General features: G+C 60.7%; 1 protein-coding gene (cut by a window edge). It reads left to right on the forward strand.

Going from position 1 to position 21840, the window contains the following annotated elements; all coding sequences use genetic code 11:
• On the forward strand, nt 1–21840 hold the 5' portion of the coding sequence (locus AC3RLQ_RS30205) for an autotransporter-associated beta strand repeat-containing protein (RefSeq protein ID WP_493032636.1). It continues 9597 nt past the right edge of the window; 21840 of the gene's 31437 nt are visible here — the first part of the coding sequence; its start codon is at nt 1–3; the stop codon falls past the right edge of the window.

Genomic DNA, 21840 nt, shown 5'->3' on the forward strand with positions numbered 1-21840 from the left:
ATGAAAACACTTCGACACAATCGCATCCTCCTCGGCTGGTTCATGACCGTGCTGGTGTTCGTCATGCAAGTCGCCACGCCTTTGCAATCTGCGACCATTTACTGGACGACAGATGGCAAGGTTTCCGGCGAGTTCACCTCGGGAAACTGGGACACGACCACCAAGAACTGGCTGGCTACCGTGCCCACGGGCTCGGCGGGAACACAGATTGCCTGGAACAACGCGGGCGGAGACATCGCTGCTTTCCTGGGTTCCACCAACGTGACCATCACCGCTCCCATCTCCGTGGGTGGTCTGCGGTTCGAAGCGGCGGGAACAAGCATCACCTCTTCCTCCGCAGCGAATACGCTGACGTTCACCGGCGCTTCGCCTTCCATCACCATCAAGGGGGACTCCAGCGTCTCCGACACTGAAGTTTCTCTCACGGCTCCGCTGGCCGGCACCAATGGTCTGTCCATCCAGTTTACCGACACGGCGAGCTCTGCCGGGTCCAAGTATGGTATTTTGCACCTGGGGACTCGCAACAACAACTTCGCCACTTCCCTGACCGGCGGCATTTCCGTTGGCAACAAAGCCATGCTCCGGGTGGATGCGAATTCCACCGACCTCACCACCGGGAAGAACCCGCTGGGCACCAATCAGGTCACTCTGCAGGGAGGTTCGAGGCTCGACATTCTTGGTTTCAACTCCACCTCAAACGGCCTCTCAGGTCGTCAGTTCACCACCACCGGCACCGGTGACAGCGGCCTCGTCAATTTCACCGGGGTCGCAGACAGCGTCCGCACGGACCTCCAGTTGAGCAATGTCAACAACATCCCGGCGGCCGGTGGCGCTCAGTGGGTGGGCAAGGTGGTCATCGGTTCTGCCGGAGCCTACACCTTCTTTGCCGCCGCTGATGACGGTGCCAAGGTTTACATCGACGGGGTGCTGGTCTTGAACAACGACGGCGGCAAAGGCAACACGGATCTTTCCAGCGCGCCGATCTTTCTGGCTTCCGGCGCACACGAAATCCGCATCGACTACGTGAATGGCTCCGGCGGCGGCAACATCAATCTGGGCTACGCAGGCCCTGACACCAACGAGGGCAACGGGCAGATTCGCAAAGTCATTCCGAACAGCGTTCTTCGTCTGGCGGATGTCAACACGGTCAACGGTTCCAGCAACGCCCTGCAGCTGGGCAATGATGTGCGCCTCACGGGGGACGCCGAGATTTCTCTCTCAAACACCACCATCACCTCCGCTCAGATGGGGCGCCTTTTGCTGGACACGGGTGCCAAGCTCACCGTGTCGTCTTACGATCTCCTCGGCCAGACCGCCGTGGTGGGCAACGGCGGCGGCTTTGGCAAGACGCTGCGCTTTGGGGGGACCGCAGGTTCCCCTACCGTGTTTGGCACCCTGGGTTCAGGCACCGCCGGCACGGTCACCATCGCCTCGGACATGAATGTGGCCTTTGACGGCGTGGTTTCGGATGAGGGCCGGGCCATGACCATCCAGAAGACCGGCGCTGGCTGGCTCTACTTCAATGGGACTCAGAGCGCCAACACTCTGGGCTCCACCAGCAGCATTCAGATGATCGGCACATCCGTGACCCAAAATGCCACCTACGTCGCCTCGAGTTATGTGGCTGACGGTACTCTCAACGGCAAGGCCAGCACGCTGACACTGGCGAGTGGGAGCACCTCAAGTTTGGCCGTGGGCATGACGGTCAGCGGAACGGGCATTCCCAAGGGCGCGGTCATCATCGCCATCGTCAACGGCACCCAGTTCAAGGTCTCGGGAGATGCCTCTGCGGTGACTTCCTCCACGGCGCTGACTTTCTCCCAGACCCCCACGCTGGTGCTCACCGGCAGCACCGTTGGAGGCTCCTTTGATCCCATTGGCTCGGCCAAGGTCGTGCTTTCGGGCGGCAATTTGGTGCTGGATTCCAAAGGTGGCGCCGGTTCCGTGACCACGTTTGGCAATGCGGTCGATGTCAATTCAAACGCCGTCATTCAGGACGTGGCGAATGCGGTCTCAGTCACTTTGGGCGGCGCAGTGACCATTGCCAGCGGCAAGACCTTGGTGCTGGATGCGATTGCGGGCGGCCAGCCCGTCGCGGATGTGGGAGCGAATCTCATCGTCTCAGGCGGCATCACCGGAGACGCCACCACGACCCTCGTCATCCGTTCCACCCCCAAGAATGCTGGAACGACGGTCAGTGCTGTCAATGCGCTGGCCACGGGAGTGGTGCAGCAGACCGGCTTTGCCTCCCAGAGCGGCACGGTGAGCCTCACGGGCAACAACTCGGGCTTTGCCGGGCAGCTGGTTTTTGAACCGGGTGCCAACCTGCGCGTGCTGGGCGTGAGCGCCCTCAACAACAAGACCTTCACCATGGCTGGCGGCACCCTGCAGCTGCTGGACGACGGTGACGGCACCGGCGGCCTGCAGAATCTGGCCTTCAATCATAACATCACTGTCGCTGGCAATGTCACGCTGACGGTCGGACCCGTTTCCTCCGCCATTTCCCCTTTCTACAATCCTCCGGCCAACAAACGGGCGGTGATCTCCTCTTTGAACGTGGGCAACAGGAGCGTGACGGTGGCCAACAACAATGGTTATGGTCTGCAGGTGAGCGGTGTCACCACCCTGACGGGCGCGCCGACATTCACGGTCAACAACGCCACCACTTCGAACAATCTGGTCCAGGGCCTTGAACTCGCCGGTCAGGTGACCGGCGCGGGCGCCAGCATTCTCAAAGCCGGTGGCGGCACGCTGGTTCTCAGCAATTCCACCAACAACTTTGGCGGCACGGTCAACTTCAATGCTTTTGGTGTCATCAACGGGACAGTTCTGACCGTCGAGAGCGCGTCCAATTTGGTCGCCGGCCAGCTGCTGAGCGGCACTGGCGTCAACGCCGGCGGTGTCGGCACGCGCATCAGCTCCATCTCCACGCAGAGTTTTGCCTCCAGCGTGGCCAGCGGCCAGACCGTTCTCACCCTGACTCCGAGCATCGCCAGCACTTTCACCGTCGGCATGCTGGTGAGCGGCAACGGCATTGCCTCCGGAACGAAGATCGCCTCCATCAATGACAACGTCACCACCACGACCACAGGAAGCAATTTCAACAACTCCATCGTGACTGTGACAAGTGTCGGTGGTACCAGCGACTTCCGCGTGGGCATGGCCGTGTCTGGCAACGGCATACCAGCGGGCACCTTTGTGGCTGAAATCTTGCCCGGCAACCAACTGCGTCTAAGTCAGAACATCACCGCCAACGACCCCACGCTCGTCAGGCATCAGGTGACTTTGACCAATGCTTCTCTGGCATCAACGCCCAATTTGATCGTGACTTCAGATGATCCCACCCTGGTGCTGACCCAGTTGAACCTGAGCCAGGGGCTCACAGCCGCACCCAGTGGTTCCATTACCGGCACTTCAGTGATCAATGTCTCGGGCGGCGTGCTTGCCTTCACGAGCAATGAGGCGCTGGGAAATGCCTCGAATGAAGTTTTCGTCAACACCAACTCCGCCACGGCGGGCCTGCGTGCAGACGGCACCTTCCACTCCGCCGGCCGCACCTTCGTCATGAACCAGGGCAGCAACGCCATTGACGTCACGGCTGGCAACACCTTCTCGATGGACAAAACCTTCGGCTTTACGAACAACAGCAACAACCTGCAGAAGAACGACGCAGGCACCTTGGTGCTCTCACAGAAGATGACGCAGGGGCTTAATGGACTCACCTCCAACTGGAACGGCATTCTCACCGTCGGTCAGGGCGTCGTGCGGATCACAAACAACGAGGCCCTTGGCTCCACCGGCAGTTACAGTCTCGGCTCCAATTCAGGCTCCGCCTACACCTTGGTGGCCAATGTGGCTGCGGCACTGGAGCTGACGGGAGGAGTCACGGTCGCAGAAACCTTGGTTTTCAATCCTGGCAACAACATCACCTCCAACGGCATCAATGGTGCCGGCGCTCTGCGCAACTCCGCCTTCAGCGGCACGGTTCAGGTGCTGAGCAGCTCGACCTCCAGCACCACGGTCACGTTGGTGGGGGCTCCACCGGCCATGCTGGTGGCGGGGGCCTTCTTCATGGGGTCCACTATCACTTCCGTCAATGGCAACACGATCACTCTGGCCTCGACTGCGAATGCCAACATCTCCAGCGCCACCAGCCAGGCCTATACCCTCAGCGGCAACAACACCTACAGCGGCATCATCACGTTTTCGGGTCCCACCAGCGCAGACAATAACAACCGTTCCGCCACCATCGGAGTGGATGCCGGAACGACACTTCACATCACTGGCTCCATGATAGGTCGGGTGGGCACCGCTGGCACTGGTCGTGGCTCCTGGTTTGGACTGGTCGGGGCAGGGAACGGCTTCATCGACACGGCCATGACCTACGACGGGAATCTTTCCTTCGGCACCTACTCGCTGGAGAAAGCAGGCACAGGAACCTGGACACTGACGGCTGCCAACGTGTTCAACGGACAGACGGTCTATGTCAATCAGGGCACTTTGGTCCTGAGCGGTAATGGCACCTTGGGTGTGCCCGGTGCGAATGGCGGCACTGGCACCGTCTTCGTCACGCCTCAGGCGACTCTCACCCTCGACAATACCGCTACGAATGCCAACAACCGGCTCAGCAGTCGGGCGTTGACGCTCTATGGCGGCGCCATCAACATCTTGGGAAATTCGGGAAATGACACCACAGAAACCGTGGGTGCCCTCACAGTGAATGCCGGACAGACCGTTATCACGCTCACCGCAGTAGGTGACTCGAATACAGGAAAGCAGCTCAACTTCACCACCGGGGCTGTATCACGTGCCACAAACAATGGTGGCATCACCGGCACCATGCTAGTGCGTGGGATCAGCGGTACGGCAGGTAACGGGCTTGCAACATTGCAGGCCACCGGCACAGGCTTCGCCTTCACCGGCCAGAACGGCGGTGCCAACACCCTCAACAAGGGTATCATTCCTTGGGTGATCGTTGATCCAAGCGTTTCGGGCTCAGGCACTTCGTTTGCCACCGCTGACTCGGTCACCGGAGCGCTGCGTGCCTTGAACAGCAGCACCGAAATGACTTCGACGCTGACCAACAATCTGGCCGGTGTCGCCACTCCGCTGAACGTGCTCCTGTCCACCAACCAGACGATCTCGGCCGGCCTGAGCACCGCCACCTTGGTCAACAGCCTGACCGTGAACTCGCTGACCCTTCAGACGGGCGGCGCTGTCACCCTCAATGCCGGGCAGACCCTCACCTTGGACAGCGGCGGCGTGCTGGTGCTTGCAGGCGCCACCAGTGCCAGCATCGGTGGCAGCACCATCGGTCGTCTGGGCACCACCAGCAACGCCCAGTTCGTCTATTACACCTTGAGCGATCTGTCGATCAACGCAGCCATGTTCGGCGTTTCGGCCGGGTTGGTGAAAGCCGGCGCTTCGACCCTGACGCTCAGTACTCAGCAGTTCTACACTGGCGGCACGGCCATCAATGAGGGCATCCTGAAGCTGGCGGGCGGGACCAACACGATCTTTTACAACAATGATTTTGTCCTTCAGGGCGGTTCGCTGGACCTCAACGGCAATGTGCAGGTGCTCAACCTTCTGCGCACCAACACCACGACTGCTCAGAACGCCAACTTGGTGCCAGACATCGGCGGTACGATCATCAACTCCTCTGCCAATCAGGCCACTCTGGGCCTGGTCAATACGGGTGGCAGCTTCTCAGGATCGATCACGGGCAATGTGGCCCTGGTGCGTTCCACCAGCGCAAACAGCTACACCGACTGGAACATCTACTCCGCCAACACCTACACGGGCGCCACGATCCTCAATGGCGGCCGCCTCCAGCTCCTCGGCACCGCCACCCTGAGCAACACTTCCTCCCTTACCATCAATCAGGCCACCCTCCTGCTGAGCAACAACAACGGCACCAGCATTCTCGACGCGCTGGTTGATGATCGGATCAACAACGCGGCCCCGATCACCATGTCGGGCGGCATGATCCAGTATCGCGCGCGCTTTGGCACTGAAGGCACGGAGGCCTTTGGCTCGCTGACTCTCGGCAAAGGCGCCAGCGTCATCGATGTTGCAGCCCCCGGCACCGGCATCAACAGCTCCACGGCGACGTTCACCAGCCTCACCCAGCAGGCCGGATCCCACGGCACGCTCCGGTTCTTCAACGTGACCGGCAATTACGGCAACGGCACCGCCCGCGTGTTCTTCGACAACATCAACGGCGTCAGCACCGCGATTGTGGGCGCCGGCCTCACCAACAATTTGATCGGCGGCTGGGCCGTGGTGGAGCGCGAATTCGCCAGCTACAACCCTGGCACTGGTGTGGGAGCCTTGAATTCAGCAGGCTACGCAGGCTATTCCACCCACGACATCAACTCAGGCATCGCCACGGACAACATTCGCATGGCCTATGCAGCAGTCACTTCCACCGGAACCGTTGGCTCCAACCAGCTCACCGTCGCCAGCACCGCCGGTTTGAAAGTCGGCGATGCCGTCCTCGGCAGCGGCATCCCCGTGGGTGCCGTGGTGGCCTCCATCATTGATGGCAACAAATTCACCATCGACCAAAATCTGGGCGCCGCCAATCCCACCCTGACTATGCCGCAGACGGTCACCCTCACGGGCAACCGCACCATCAACAGCCTAGCCATGGTGGTGTCCGGCAACAGCACTCTCGATCTCGGCGGCTTCACCCTGAACCTTGCCAGCGGTGGTTTGATCGCCTCCCAGGGCTTCGATTTGATCAACACCACGGTCAACGTGGTGACCAGCTCCACAACGAGCAACACCGTCCTGCTGGCCACCATTCCCAACACCCTGACCATTGGCTCTGTGATTCTGGGCAGCACCGTGACGGACATCAGCGGCCTGACAGTCACCCTCGCCGGCAACGCCAATGCCAACATTGCCGCCCCGACTGCGGTCAACTTCATCAGTTCCCTGAACATGCCGATCGTCATCTCCAACGGCAACCTCACTGCGGGCAGTGGCGCGGCAGATCTTTACCTCCATGCGCTTGGCTATGTGAATGGCAACGGCAACGTGTATGGTCATAACGTCATCGTCGGTGCCAACATCATCGACAACAACGGCGGGGCCGGGGCGGTGACTCTGGTCATCGACGGCACCGAAGGTCGCGGCACCACGGGCACGGGCGGCCTCAGCGGCTTCCGCTCCAATCAGGTCGTGCTCACTGGCAACAACACCTACACCGGCGGAACCTTCGTCAATGCAGGCTTCGTCATGGCGAAATCCACCACGGGCCGCGCCTTTGGCGCAGGCGATGTGACCATCACCGGCGGTGGCACCACCAATGGCAGCACCTTCCAGGAACGCACATCCACGGTGGTCTTTGGAGCCTCCAACCAGATCAACAGCACGGCCAGCCTAAACTTGAATGGCGGGTCCTCGCTCGAACTGAACGGCTTCAATCAGACCCTTGGAGCCCTGAATTTCAACAACACCGGCGGCACCACCCCGTCATTGCTCGTGGGCATTGGCACGCTCACCCTCAGCGGCGGCATCACCGCCACCTCCTCAAATCTTGGCAGCACCTCCACCATCACCACGAGCATCATGGACGGCATCCTGACCAACGGCAGCAATGTGATCACTCTGGGCAATACCGCAGGTCTCACGGTGGGCTCGGCGGTGACAGGCAGCGGCATTGCCGCAGGCACCATCATCACCGCCATCAACAGCCCTACTTCGATCACAATTTCCACGAATGCGGCCATTGGCACCGTGACCGGAGACAGCATGCTCACCTTTGCAGGCTTTGGCTCCATGGTCCTCACCAGCGGGGCGCACACATTCAACATCAGCGCGGTGAATGCCAACGGTCAGAATCTGGCGCCGCTGCAGCCCTCCCTGAGCATCAACGGCATCGTGGCAGGAACCGGCAGCATCATCAAGACCGGCGACGGCGTCCTGCAGCTGACTGGCCCTAGCACCTTCTCCGGCGGCATCAGCCTCCAAAACGGCGGCCTTCTCTTCAGCTCCGGCAGCGTCTTCAATGCCGGCACCACGGGCGGAGTGAGCGCCGGCCCGATGGGCACAGGTACCCTGACCATGTCTGGCAGCAACAATCTCACGCTCCTCTCCAGCGCCAGCCTCACCATCGGCAACGCCGTTACATTTGATTCAGCTTTCTCAGGGCAGTTCAGGTTCGACAGCACTGTCTCCACCGGTTCCAACCTCACGCTGAGTGGTCTGGTGACTCTTCCCGGCTCGGTGAACATCAATGTCATCAATCCTGGCATGACCGCCGCCCTCGGTCAGATCACCCGCGTGGGTTCCGTCGGAAACATCGTGATCAACAAGACCGGCCTCGGCACCCTTTCCTTGGGCGCCGTGACCGCAGGCAACACTGTCACCTTGAACATGAACGGTGGTAATCTCTCCCTGCTCAATGATGGAGACGGCACCGGCTCCCGGCAGGTGATCGCCAGCGGCATCACAGTCAACTCCACCCAGGCCTTGAACCTGACCGTCGGCCGTCTGGGGACCGTCTACGCCCCGCTCTTCACCTCGCCATCCAACAAGCTGATTCAAATTGCCGGCTCCACCGGCACGACCTTCACCATCGGTGGTTTGAATGTGACCAACAGCAACGGCTACGGCTTGCAGATCACCAGCGACGTCACACTTGGCTCCAATCAGGTCATCAATGTGAGCGCCGCGTCGGACTCCAGCTGGACTCAGGGGCTGACTCTCTCAGGCGTCGTCTCAGGCGGTGCCATCACCAAGCTGGGTGCGGGCACCTTGGTGCTTGGCAATGCCTCCAACAGCTTCACCGGCAATGTGGACATTCAGGGGGGGGTTGTTGCGGTCTCCTCGAATGAAGCACTGGGCAATGTGGCCAACGGCGTGATTCTCAATGTGAACGCCGCCACTGCCGTCGGGTTGCGTGTGACCGGGACCTTCGCCACCAGCCGCACCATCACCTTGAATCAGGCCAGCAACGCCATCGAAGTGACGGCCGGCAACACGCTGACCTTGAACACGGCTTTCGGCCTGACCTCCGTTTCCAATGCGCTGCGGAAAAATGACAACGGCACGCTGGAACTCAGCAACGCCAACAGCACTTGGAACGGCGTGCTGACCATCGGCTCGGGAGCGGTGAAAGTTTCCAATGCCGCTGCTCTCGGCACCGTCACGGGCAACACGGTGGTGACAGGCAGCGGTGCCGCACTGCAGTTGAACGGTGTCAACATCGGCGGTGAGGCCCTGACTCTGAATGGTTCCGGCATCAACAACGGCGGTGCCCTTCAGGCGCTTGCGAACGGTACCACCAGTGTTGTCACCGGTACGGTCACGCTCGCAACGGCCTCGACCATCGGTGCAGATGCAGGCGCGACGCTCTCACTGACCGGCTCGATCACCGGTGCGCAGAACCTGCTCCTTGCCGGTGCCGGCGCCATCAACGTGAGCGGCGCTGGATTTGGCGCGCTCAATGCCATCACCAAGATGGGCTCGGGCACCACAACCCTTAGCGCTAACAGCGCCTCCTTCGTCAATGGTCTGGTCATCAACGAAGGAACCTTCAAAATCACCGGCTCGGGAGTCACCCTGGGTGGCACGGGGACCATCACCATTCAGGGGCCTTCGGGACTGCTGTGGGTGGATGACACCCAGGGCGCCGCCACCGCCCACTTCGCAGGTGCGCGTGCGCTCACACTGAACGGCGGGACCATCAGATTCGACGGTGTTGCAAGCGGAAACTCCGCGCAGACCCTCGGCCTGCTGACCACTAATCGTAGTGCGACCAACACGATCATCATGAACCAAGGCGCTGGCGGCACCAACACGCTCACCTTCTCCAGCTGGACCAACAACGGTGACTCCAGCACGATTTTCCTTGGGGCAAATCTGGGTAACGCAAGCGTGGTCAACAGAGTCATCTTCACCACAGCACCAGGCACCACCAATGGTCTTCTGGCACGCACACTGATCAACTTGTCCCCCGGCAACTCCCAGACCTTTGAATTTGCCGGCTATGTCGGAGGCACGACGCCTCCGGGCGTGGGAGCCTTTGGCACGGCGGGATATACGGCCTACACCGCCGGCAACAACCTCGACACAGCGGCAGCGACAGCGACCATGCAAATCACGGGAGCCGTGACCTTTCTGGGCACCACCAGCCGGACCGTTAATGCCATCAAGATCAACGGTTCTGGCATTGACGTGACAAACTCCATCGCCACCCAGGGGGCGACACTGACTTTGACGGCTGGTTCCATCCTTAACGTCAATGGCGACAACACCATCAGTGTCCCGAGATTGAATCTGGGCGCTCAGGGCTACGCCGCCATCGCCGCAGGAACCAGTCTGACCATCAACAGCGTGATCACTGGCACGGGTGGTTTCGTCAAAGACCTGCCCGGTACCTTGATTCTCAATGCTCCCACCAATCTTGCCGGTGTGGCCAACCTCAGCGGCTACCTCCTGACGGGCAACTTCGCCGTCAACAACGGCACGGTGAAACTCAACGGCGGTAACAACACGCTCACCCCCAATCAGTTCCTCATCGTCGCCCCTGGAGCCACGCTGGACCTGAACGGCACTTCCCAGTTTGCCTTCGGAACACGTGGTGATGGCGCCGCCTTGCAGGGCAATGCCGGGACCTTCACCAACTCGGGAGCGGGAGCTGCGGCACTTATCCTGGGCCTGGATAACGGCGGTTTCAATTTTGGCGGCGTGATCAAGCAGGAAGCCGGCGCGGGGGCCATGAGCTTCCTCAAGAGCAGCAACCAGCAGTACAACTTCCTCAATGCGAACACCTACAGTGGTGCCACGGTTTTTGCAGGGGGCCTCAATCTGTTCGCAGATGGCGGCACTCTCTCCAACACCTCCTCCATCGCCGTCAATTACGCCACCTTCCGTCTGGATGACAATGTCAACTTTGCCCAGGCCAACCGCGTGAACCTTGCCGCTGACATCACGCTCAAAGGCGGATCGCTCGTCTATCAGGGACGCGCCCAGACAGACACCGCGCAATCGGTTGGCAATGTGATCCTCTCCGAGGGGCTCAACATGGTGCAGGCTGCCAATGGCGGCACCGGCATCAACTCAGCCACGCTCAACCTCCTCTCGCTCTCACGCACGGCGGGGTCCACGGCCACGATTCGCTTCCCTGACAACGGCATCGGCGCCATCGGCAACAACGGCCGCATCCTCATCACCACCCTGAACGGCGTCCTCACCAGCACCAACACCGGCGGCGTCAACATCAACAGCGGCGGCCTTACCAATGGTCTCATCGGACCTTGGGCCGTCGTGGACCGTGAATTCGCCAGCTACATCCCTGACCTGGGGGTGGGCCGCCTCAGCCAGACCGGTTTTGCCGGTTACTCCGTCAATACCCTCACCGGTACCCCCATCGCCACCGACAACATTCGCGCCACCGCCAGCGTGGGACCGCTTCTGGTGGACACCACGGTCAACACCTTCAGCATGCTCAATCCGTCCGTGGCCGCCACGACGGTGAATCTGGGTGGCAAGACACTCACCCTGCAGGGGGGCGGCCTCCTGCTGGCTCTGGCCAATGACAACGTCAACATCGCCATCAACAACGGCTTCATCACCGGCGGCCTGGCCAATACTGCAAGTGACCTCTACATCCACGTGCTGCCCTACGGTGGCACCAACCGCACCTTCACCATGAATGCGGCCATCAAGGACAATGGCACCGGGCCCCTCCGCCTGATCATGTCCGGCAGTGATGGCGCCGCCAATCTCACCCTCAATGCCACCAACACCTACACGGGTGGAACGGTCGTCAATTCTGGTGTTCTGGTGGTGGGCAGTTCCGGCACCCTCGGCACTGGCGGCATCACCATCAATGGCGGCGCCGTCTCAGGAAGCGGCATCCTTGTCCAGCAGCTTGGCGGCATCATTGATTCCAGCAACGCAGTCACCATCAATGGCAGCGGCATTCTCGTGCTGGCAGGTACCCAGACCTTGCAGGGGCTGACCTTCAATGGCTCGGGTGGCGGCAACCTGGCTCCCACCGTCAATTCCGGTGAAGGTCTGCTCACCATCGGCGCGGGTGGCATCACCTCGAATCCGTTCAATCCAGCGGCCTCCCCTCTGGTTGTGGGGCGCATCGACCTCGGCAGCACGCTCAACAACATCACCGTCAACACCTTCGACTTCGGCACCTTCACCAATTTCGCTCCAACAACCCCCGGCCTCATCCTTGGCGGTGTGGTGGGATCTCTGGGCGGCTTCAACAAGCTGGGCAATGGCGTGCTGCAGATCAATCAGTCCACTTTCGTCGGCGCCCTCAACGTCGTTGCCGGCAATATCCAATCGGGTGCGGTCAACGCCGGTTCACGTTTCTCCACCCTCACCCTGAATTCGGGGACTTCGCTCAATCTCAACGGCCAGTCCACCATCTGGGGCGCACTGGCTGGCAGTGGCTCGGTGTTCAACAGCGTCGCCAACAACGCCGTGCTGACGGTTGGCTTCAACAACAGTAGCACTACCTATTCCGGTCAGCTCAACCGTTTCAATGACGGCACGCCTAACGCCGTCTCTCTGACCAAGATCGGCACGGGAACGATGACCATCACCGGCGTCCAAAACGCCATCAGCGGCTCCACGGGCATTCTCACGGTGGGCCAGGGCGGAGTCACCTACTCAGGTGCGGGCACTGCCATCCTGCCAAACCAGACCGTTCTCACCGGCGGCACCCTGACGCTCGACAACAGTGCCGGGAACCTCAACAACCGTCTCGCCACACCGCTCACCGCCACGCCGACGACCGTTCTCAACATCGGCGGTGGTAATTTCAACATCATTGGCAACGCCAGCGCCAACACCGTTGAAACCGTCAGCCAGCTCACCATCAGCAGCGGCAGCGGCATCATCACACTCGACGCAAACGCAGCGACTTCCATGACCCTCACCGTGGCCACGCTGAATGGCGTGCAGACCGGCGGCACACTCCTGCTTCGCGGGGATCTCAGCGCCGCAGGAACCGCAGCTTCCGCTGGTTTTGCCAATCTTCTGGCCACCACCTTCAACGTCATTGCCAGCCAAGGTACGGGCGCCAACGGGACCACCACCAAATCCATCCGCTCTGACATCCTCGGGGACAACTCACTAACGGGACTGGGCACCGCCTTCGTCACCAAAGACTCCGTCACAGGATTCCTGCGGCCTCTGACCTCGGCAGAAATGAGCACCAGCCTGTCCAACAGCCTCACCACCAACTTCCAGCTCAGCACCAACACACTCATTACCTTCAGCCAGAACAGCAACAGCCTGACGCTGCAGGCTGGCGGTGGTGTCTCCAACGGCAACGTGGCCGCCCTTGGCATGTTCAACACCAGTGCCGGCCTGCTTTATGAACTCGTCAACACCGGCGGTGTTCTTGCCTTCAGCGGCAATGCAGGCATCAACGCCCCGTTCTTTGCCTCCAACAACAACGCCGCGTTCTACTTCCACACCGTCGGTGCAGACACCGTGCTCAATGTGAACGGCAGCCTGTTCAACACCTCGGGCGGTCTGACGAAGTCAGGGGACGGCACGGTCAGCCTTAATAGACGCGGCTACTACAGCGGCACCACCACCGTCAATGCGGGCACGCTGATTCTCAACGGCGGCAACAACACCATCTGGGCTCCGCAAACGATCACCCCGCTGGGCGCTCCCACCACCACCATCGCAAGCTTCCAGGGCTTGACCGTCAATGGCGGCACCCTGGAGCTCAATGGCTACAATCAGGCGGTCGCCTTCCTGAACAGCAACAACAGTGTGGGCGGCACGGGCGTCGTGACCAACTCCTCCAGCACGCTCGCCACGCTGACAACCACCGGCAACACCACCACCTTCAATGGCAGCCTCACGGGCAATCTGGCCTTCACCAATCATTCCGCCATGACCCTGACCAATGTGAACTCCTACACGGGAGCCACCATGGTCCGGGCCAACAGCCTCACGCTGCGCGACAGCGGCACGCTCTCAGGAACTTCCTCCATCGGGGTGAATTTCGCCACGCTGAACTGGGACGACAGTGGTCTCAGCACCTTGGACAATCTCAACCCGGTTCGCATCAACGCCGGAACAACGCTCACCCTTCAGGGGGGGGCGTTCACCATCACCGGCGGTGGTTCACTCGATACCAACGTGGTCGTGAACAATCTGGTCATTCAACGCGGCGGCAGCACCATCACCGTCACTCCTGCGGCCAATGCCGGCAGTGCGGTCAACTTGAGCATCGGATCACTCACACGCACCGACAGTGACCGGAGCATGGTCAACTTCGTCGCCGGCAACGGCGTGGGCATGGGCGGCACGGGCAACAACAACAACGCCGCGGTGCAGATTTCCTTGATCAATGGCGTCGGCGTCTCCGCCAGCCAGTTGGTGAACAAGCTGATCGGCGGCTGGGCTGTCGTCAATGGTGACAGCTTTGCGACTTACAAGGACGGCGTGGGCATCGGGGCGCTGAGCAGCGTTGTGGGCGGCAATGTGTTCGCCGGCGGCAATGCGTTCCCCACCTACGACGGTTTTGACATCACCTCCGCCAGCACCCAGTCCACCTGGAACATCAGTGACGGCAACAGCCCGACCCTGCTCGTTTCCAAGACCGTCAATTCCCTGCGCTACACCGGCGGCACTCTGACCCTGGGCAACAGCACCACCCCCGTCACCCTCACGCTGAATGTCGGCCTGCTCACCAACTCAGGCGGCTCCAACATCAATGCAGGCAATGCGGCCTCGGCGCTCACGGGCACCGGTCCCGATTTCTTCGTTTACATCAATCAGGGCACAACCGCCTTCAACGTCAAGGTGACCGGCGCCATCAGCCTGGTCAAAGGCGGCGGCGGCGCCCTGACGCTGAATCCAGGCACAGGGGTATCCAATGATTACACTGGCGGCACCTTCGTCAACGGCGGCACGCTCAATTTGAACGGCGCAGCCGGCACCATCGTCATCCCCGGTGATCTCACCGTCAACAACTCCACGGTGACGATGAGCAATGCCAACAAGTTCAACTCCACCATCGGGCAGATCGCTGCGGGCAGCAACGTGACCCTCAACGGTGGGTCCGTGCTCAACCTGTTCAGCTACACCTCCGCCACCACCACCACGCTGGCCAGCCTCACCTTCAACAACACCGGTGGCACCACCCAGCCGAGGTTCGCATTCAACGCGCCCACAGCGCTGAGCACCCTCGTGCTGACCTCTGCGAATGCCATCACCGTGGTCAACGATGACTTTGCCACCACCCCCATGATTCAGGCCGCGACCACCGCCGCCAATTCCGCCATCCAGTTCACCAGCACGGCTCCCGTCATCAATGTTTCGGGTCTCTCCCCCATCGGCCTGGTCATCTCTGCGCCGATCACCAGTTCCGGCGGCGCTATCACGAAGACCGGCAACAGCTCGCTGGTCCTGAGTGGTTCCAGCACCTTCACCAACGGCTTCAATCTGAACGAAGGCACCTTGATCTTTGGCACCAATTCGGCGGGCAATCCCGGCGCACTCACCAGCGGTGCAGTGGGCACTGGCACGCTGACCATCGCCGGTGGCACGACCATCCAGGCGGGCAATGTCACCGGTATCAGCACCAGCACCGTGCAAAATTCTAACATTGTCACTCTCGCTCCTGGCGTTGCTGCCACTTTGGCAGTCGGGCAGGGGGTCTATGGGGGCTCCGGCGTCCTGGCGGGCACCTACATCACCAGCATCAACGTCGGCGCCAACACGATCACCTTGTCGTCGAACAACGTCGCCGCCAACAATAACGCCAACACCATCAATTTCTCCACCTACACCGGCAATGCCGTGACGGTGACGGGCGATTTCAGTTTCGGCGGTCAGACCACCAATCAAAACCTCACTCTCACCGGTGCGGTCAACCTCGGGTCCACCACACGCACCATCAATGTTGACAGCGCTTTTGTGGTGGGCGTGATCAGTGGCCAGATCAGCGGGGCCGGGGCAGGACTGACCAAAACGGGCAACGGCATCTTGTTGCTCACCAACAACACCAACAACTACACGGGAGCCACCACGATCAATGGAGGCATTCTTCGCCTGGGCATGACCAGCGACAACACCACCGGCGCAGGTGCCGGCAATGTCCTGCCGAGCGGTACCGCAGTCACGATCGCCACCGGCGCCGGTTTGGATCTCGCCGGACGCAGCCAGACCATTGCATCACTTTCTGGAGGCGGCTTCATCACTTCTTCCGCTGCCAACACCGGCACAGGCGTGCTGAGCACCCTCACCGTGGGAGACAGCACCAACACCACCTTCTCAGGAGTTCTCACCGCAGCCACGCTCGCCAATCTGCGCCTTGTCAAAGTGGGCACTGGCGAACTGACCCTCACCGGCGTGAGCAACTTCACCGGAACCAACACCGTCACCATCAACGGCGGTACCCTCAGCGTCAGCACTATGGCCAATGGTGGCGTGGCAAGCGGCATCGGCGCGGGAGCATTTGCTGCAGCAAACATTGTCATTGAAGGCGGCACGCTGAAATACATTGGCGTCGCCAACACTTCCACAGACCGTGGCTTCACCATTGGCAGCACTGTGGCTGGCGCGACCGCCACGATTGATGCTTCTGGCTCCGGCTCGCTCACCTTCGCTTCTTCGGGTGGCACGATTGCTTACGGCACTGCGGAGCAGACGCGTACTCTGATCCTCACCGGCACTTCCATCGCCGCCATCACCAACACCTTTGGCAAGGTCATCGCCAACAACGGCACCACCGTCAACGGTGTGACCTCGCTCACCAAGAACGGCAGCAACACCTGGGCGCTGACGGCCGCCAACACCTACACCGGGGCTACCAACGTCAATGCAGGCACGCTGATCCTCTCCGCTGGCTCCCTGGACAACGCGGCCACCACCAGCTCAACTTTCAACGTCAATGTGGCCGCCAACGCCACGCTGGCCGTGACCACCGCTGCCAGCTTCAATTACCAAATCGGGAATACCAACGCATCAGGAACCGCCACCAACGGAGCCGTCTTGAATCTGGCTCCCGGTTCGTCCTTCACGATGGCGAACAATGATTCAACCGGTACTCTCACCATCAATCGCAGCGCCGCCTGGACTTCCGGCGCGGGTCTGATCATTGGCAACAGCACCGCAAATGCCGGCACCGTGCGCATGTCCTTTGACCTCGGCACGACCGCCAACAGCGCGGACACCATTGTCGTGTCTGACGTGACGACCGCCGCTTCCAACACCATCAATGTGGGAGTCAGTGGTGCCACCGTCTTCATCCTGCCACAATCAGGAGCCTCGTCACTGACCGCGGGTCTGCATGATTTGATCGCCTTCAAAGCCGGCGGCCTCAATCTCAACAGCCAGACCCTGGCCCAGGCGTTTATTCTGGCCACTCCGGGTGTCTTGGTGAACGGACAAGGCTACGGATTGAGTCTGGTCATGCGGGATAGCTCCAATGCAGTAATCACCAACATTGCCAACATCGCTAATGCCGTGGCCATTTCAGTCCAGGTGGCGGCAGCCACCACTCCGGTGGATTTCTGGTGGGGTGGCACTCTCAGCAACTTGTGGACCGACGCCAATTGGTACACCGATCAAACGAGCAATGTCCTTCGCTCTGGGCCTACTGCGCCTGGCATCTTCGACAACGTCAAATTCTCCACCACCAACCCGGTTGCTGGCAATCTGAGCATCACCTTGGGGAGCAATCAGGTTACCGGCAGCCTCACCTACCTGAGTGGCAGCAGCCCGGTCACCATTTCGAACAACACCCTGATGCTGCTGAGCCCCACGGCGATCACCGTCAACTCAGCCAACAATGTCATCAACAGCAACCTGATCCTGGGCTCCAGCCAGACTTGGAACGTCGGCGGCAGTTTCACATTCACGGTCAACGGTGTGGTGGATGACAACCAGGTCGGCAACAGCCTGACCAAGGCAGGAACGGGCACCTTGCTCATGGCCTCCAATGCCTTGAACAGCAGCTATCTGGGAGCGACCATCATCACAGGTGGCGTGCTCTCGGTGGCCACTCTGGCCAATGGCAGGGTGAACAGCGGCATTGGCGCCTCCACGGCGGATGCGGCCAACCTCGTGCTGAATGGCGGCACTCTGAGCTACACCGGTACGGGGGCCTCGATCAACAGGCTGTTCTCCGTGGGCAGTTCGGGTGGCAAAATCGAATCCTCCGGTTCGGGCGCGCTGATCTTCAACAGTGCAGGGGCCATGGGTTTCAACAACCAGACCACCGCACGCCTTCTGACCCTGGGCGGAACCAACACCGGCAACAACACCATGGTCGTCGCCATTGGCAACGGCACCGGTGCCACCTCCCTCACCAAGACCGATTCCGGCACCTGGCTGCTCCAGCCCAACAATGGCCGCACCAACGTCAGCGGCATCATCAACGGCACCACGACCATTCAGGGGGACGCCACCGGTCTGGTGACCAATCAGCTCATCAGCGGCGAAGGGATCCAGGCCGGATCTCGTGTCGTTTCCATCGCTTCAGACGGCTTGAGCTTTACCATCGACAGAGCCTCCGACGCAATGGCCGCTGCTGAAACGGTCACCCTCGACCTGCCCGGAAGCTCGCTTGCCGTGAATGACAAGGTCGATGCAGACGGAACCCCAAATCCTAGCGGCTTGTACACGGTCACGGCGAATAACGGGACCACGGTCACCATTTTCAAAGCCGCCGAGACGAGCCGCAACATCGCCTTCAGCGCTTCTGCAGGCAATGGTTACACCGGCGTCACCACCATCAATGGCGGCATTCTCAGGATTCTCGATCTTCAGAACGGCGGCATTGCCAGCGCCATAGGCTCATCCACCAATGCTGCGGCCAATCTCGTCATCGACGGCGGCACCCTGCGGTACGAAGGCACCGGCTCCAGCACCGACCGCCTGTTCACCGTCGGCGGCACCAATGGCGGCACCTTGGACGCTTCTGGCACTGGAGCACTGGCCTTCACCAACAACGGCGCACTGGCCTTCACTTCAGGCAGCACACACACACTGAGGCTGACCGGCACCAGTGACGCCGCCATCATCAACAGCATCATTGCTGCTATTGGGAATGGCAGCGGAACCACATCACTAGCCAAGACCGGTTCCAACACCTGGCGCCTGGGCGGCTCCAACAGTTACACGGGGGTCACCACCATCAGTGGCGGGGTGTTGCAAGTCGGCGTCCTGGCCAACGGTGGTACCAACAGCAGCATCGGAGCCTCCACCAACCAGGCCTCCAATCTGATCATTGATGGTGGCACGCTGCGCTACACCGGCAACACCGTTTCGATCAACCGGCTTTTCAGTGTCGGCACTGCGGGGGCAACGATTGAGGCCTCAGGCACTGGCACATTGACCTTCAATAACTCTGTCACCATGGGCTTCGTCGGCGCTGGTGCACGCGTCCTCACCCTCGGCGGCACCAACACCGGAGCCAACACCTTGGCGGTTTCTGTCAATGACAATGCTGGAGCGACCAGCCTGGTCAAGACCGGCGCTGGCAGCTGGGTGCTCACTTCCACCACCAGCAGCTACACCGGTACCACGACCGTGAACGGCGGCGTTCTCCAGGTCGGCAACGCCTCTGGCGGACGCACCGGCACGGGTGCCACCACCGTCAATACCGGAGCCACCCTGGCTGGATCTGGCACCGTCAATGGCACCGCAGGCACATTGGCCAACAACTTCACTGATGGCACCAATCATGTGTTCAACACCGGCTCCTTGCTCTCTCCCGGCGATGCCTTTGGCACGAGTGTCGGATCCCTCACCTTCAACGGCAATCTCACCCTGAACACCGGTTCCGCTGCCACATTCCAGATTGGCAATGCGACCTTGAACGGTGGTTCCGGTCTGACCAGCTCACTGCTCACGGGCACCTATGACACCCTGGGCGGATATCGTGATCTGAATCGAGCCACATGGGATGCGACCGCAATCACCCCCGGCAGGACGGACTTCATCACGGTCAACGGCATGCTGACCCTGAACAACACCACGCTCGTCGTTTCGGATCTCAACAACTACCTCACCCTGGCCACCACCTCTGGCAAGGCGCAGAGCGGCGACATCTTCAATCTCGGCAACTGGGTGGGCCTGAATGCGCTCTCCAGCTTCAACGTCGGCGAGAATTACCGCACGGGCGGTTCCGGCGGTGGCGATCTCATCCTGCCGACTCTCGGCGGCGGACTCGTCTATGATGTGAGCCTTTTCACCACCTACGGCATCATCCTCGCGATCACCAAGCCAGGTACCATCCCGGTCCTGATGAGCAACTTCAATCTGGGCGCGAGCACTTCCTGGAACGCCGCTGCCGCCTGGCTGCCTGCCGCCGTGCCAAACTCGATCGGAGCCATCGTCAGTCTGACGACCAATATCGCCGCGAACACCATCCTTACCCTCGATGGCAATAAAACTTTGGGCGTGCTCGTCATGGGTGACCAGAACAACACCGCTCGCTTCGAAATTGCCCAAGGCAGCGGCGGAAGCCTGATCTTCAACAATGGTGACTATGGCAAGGCCCTGCTCAGCAAGGTGCAGTCCAACAGCACCACCGTCGGCATCGACTTGATCTCCGCTCCGATTGTGATGGCAAGCAACCTCCGCATCAATGTCAACGCGGGTGGCAATACCGCCCGTCTCGACATCAGCGGCTCCATTTCACAGGTCGCGGGTTCGACTTTGGGCCTCGACATCATGGGACCTGGGCGTCTCACTCTGAGCGGCGGAACCGCCAACACCTACACCGGCCTGACCACCGTGTTCAGCCGCGGCTCCAGCGATGCCACCAACCCCAATCTCGTGCTGGCCAAGACCATCACCAACGGTACCATCATCGGAGACCTGAAGATCGGCAATGTCAGCATGGGCGGCTCGGGAACCCCCACCGTCCAGCTTGGCGCCAGCGAACAGATCGCCGACACCTCCCTCATCAGATTCGATTCCGGTTTTGGTGGCGACTCAACCGGCAACAACGGCAACAATTCCTACTGGAAGCTGATGGGCTTCAATGAGACCGTCCGTGGATTGTCCGATTTCACCGCCAGCGGTGTCATTGAAAACCTTGAGGGTGAAAACCAGGCGACCAACAGCACCCTGACCTTGAACACCAGCGGGGTGAACTACTTCAACGGCTTCCTCCGGGATCGTGCCAACAACACCGGAACCGGTGTGCTCAACCTCGTCGTTGGCGGCACCGGCACTCAGGTCCTGGCTCTTGGCAACATCATCTATTCCGGCCTCACCACCATCAACTCCGGAGCCACCTTGGTTCTCGAAAGCGCCACCAATTTCGGCAATGGCATCGCTTCAGGCACCTTCGGTGCTCAGTCGATCGTCAACAACGGCACTCTGGGTTTCCGCATCAACAATGGCGCAGGCTGGACCTTCACCCGGTTGATCTCTGGTTCCGGTGCGATCGTGCGCGACGGCGGCAACGGCACTCTGGCCTTCAATTCCGCTTCCACCATCGGCGGCGGCTTCCAAGTCTTGGAAGGCGGCACCACCAATATTGGCGCTAATATCACAATCGCTGGCAGCGGATTTTACATTTCCGGCAAACAGAACCTGACTGCCGTGAACTGGAACAGCGTGGTCAATGTTCAGTCCGGCGGACTGTCGGTGGTCGGCAATGGCAACAACGTCACCTCGGGTGCTGTTTTGACGGTCGCTTCAGCCAGCACTGTGTCGGGAGTGGTCAATCTTCTCGGCGGCGACATGCGCATTGAAGGTTCGGGCTCCTTGACCGGCGTGACCAGCATCCTGATCTCCGGCAGCGGCACACTGGCTGACGGCAACACCTTCCAGGGCCTGAGAATCAAAAACACGAGCGCAACCGCCGTGAACCGCATCAAC

This window comes from Prosthecobacter sp. GW821-HT29F12 (assembly GCF_058803405.1).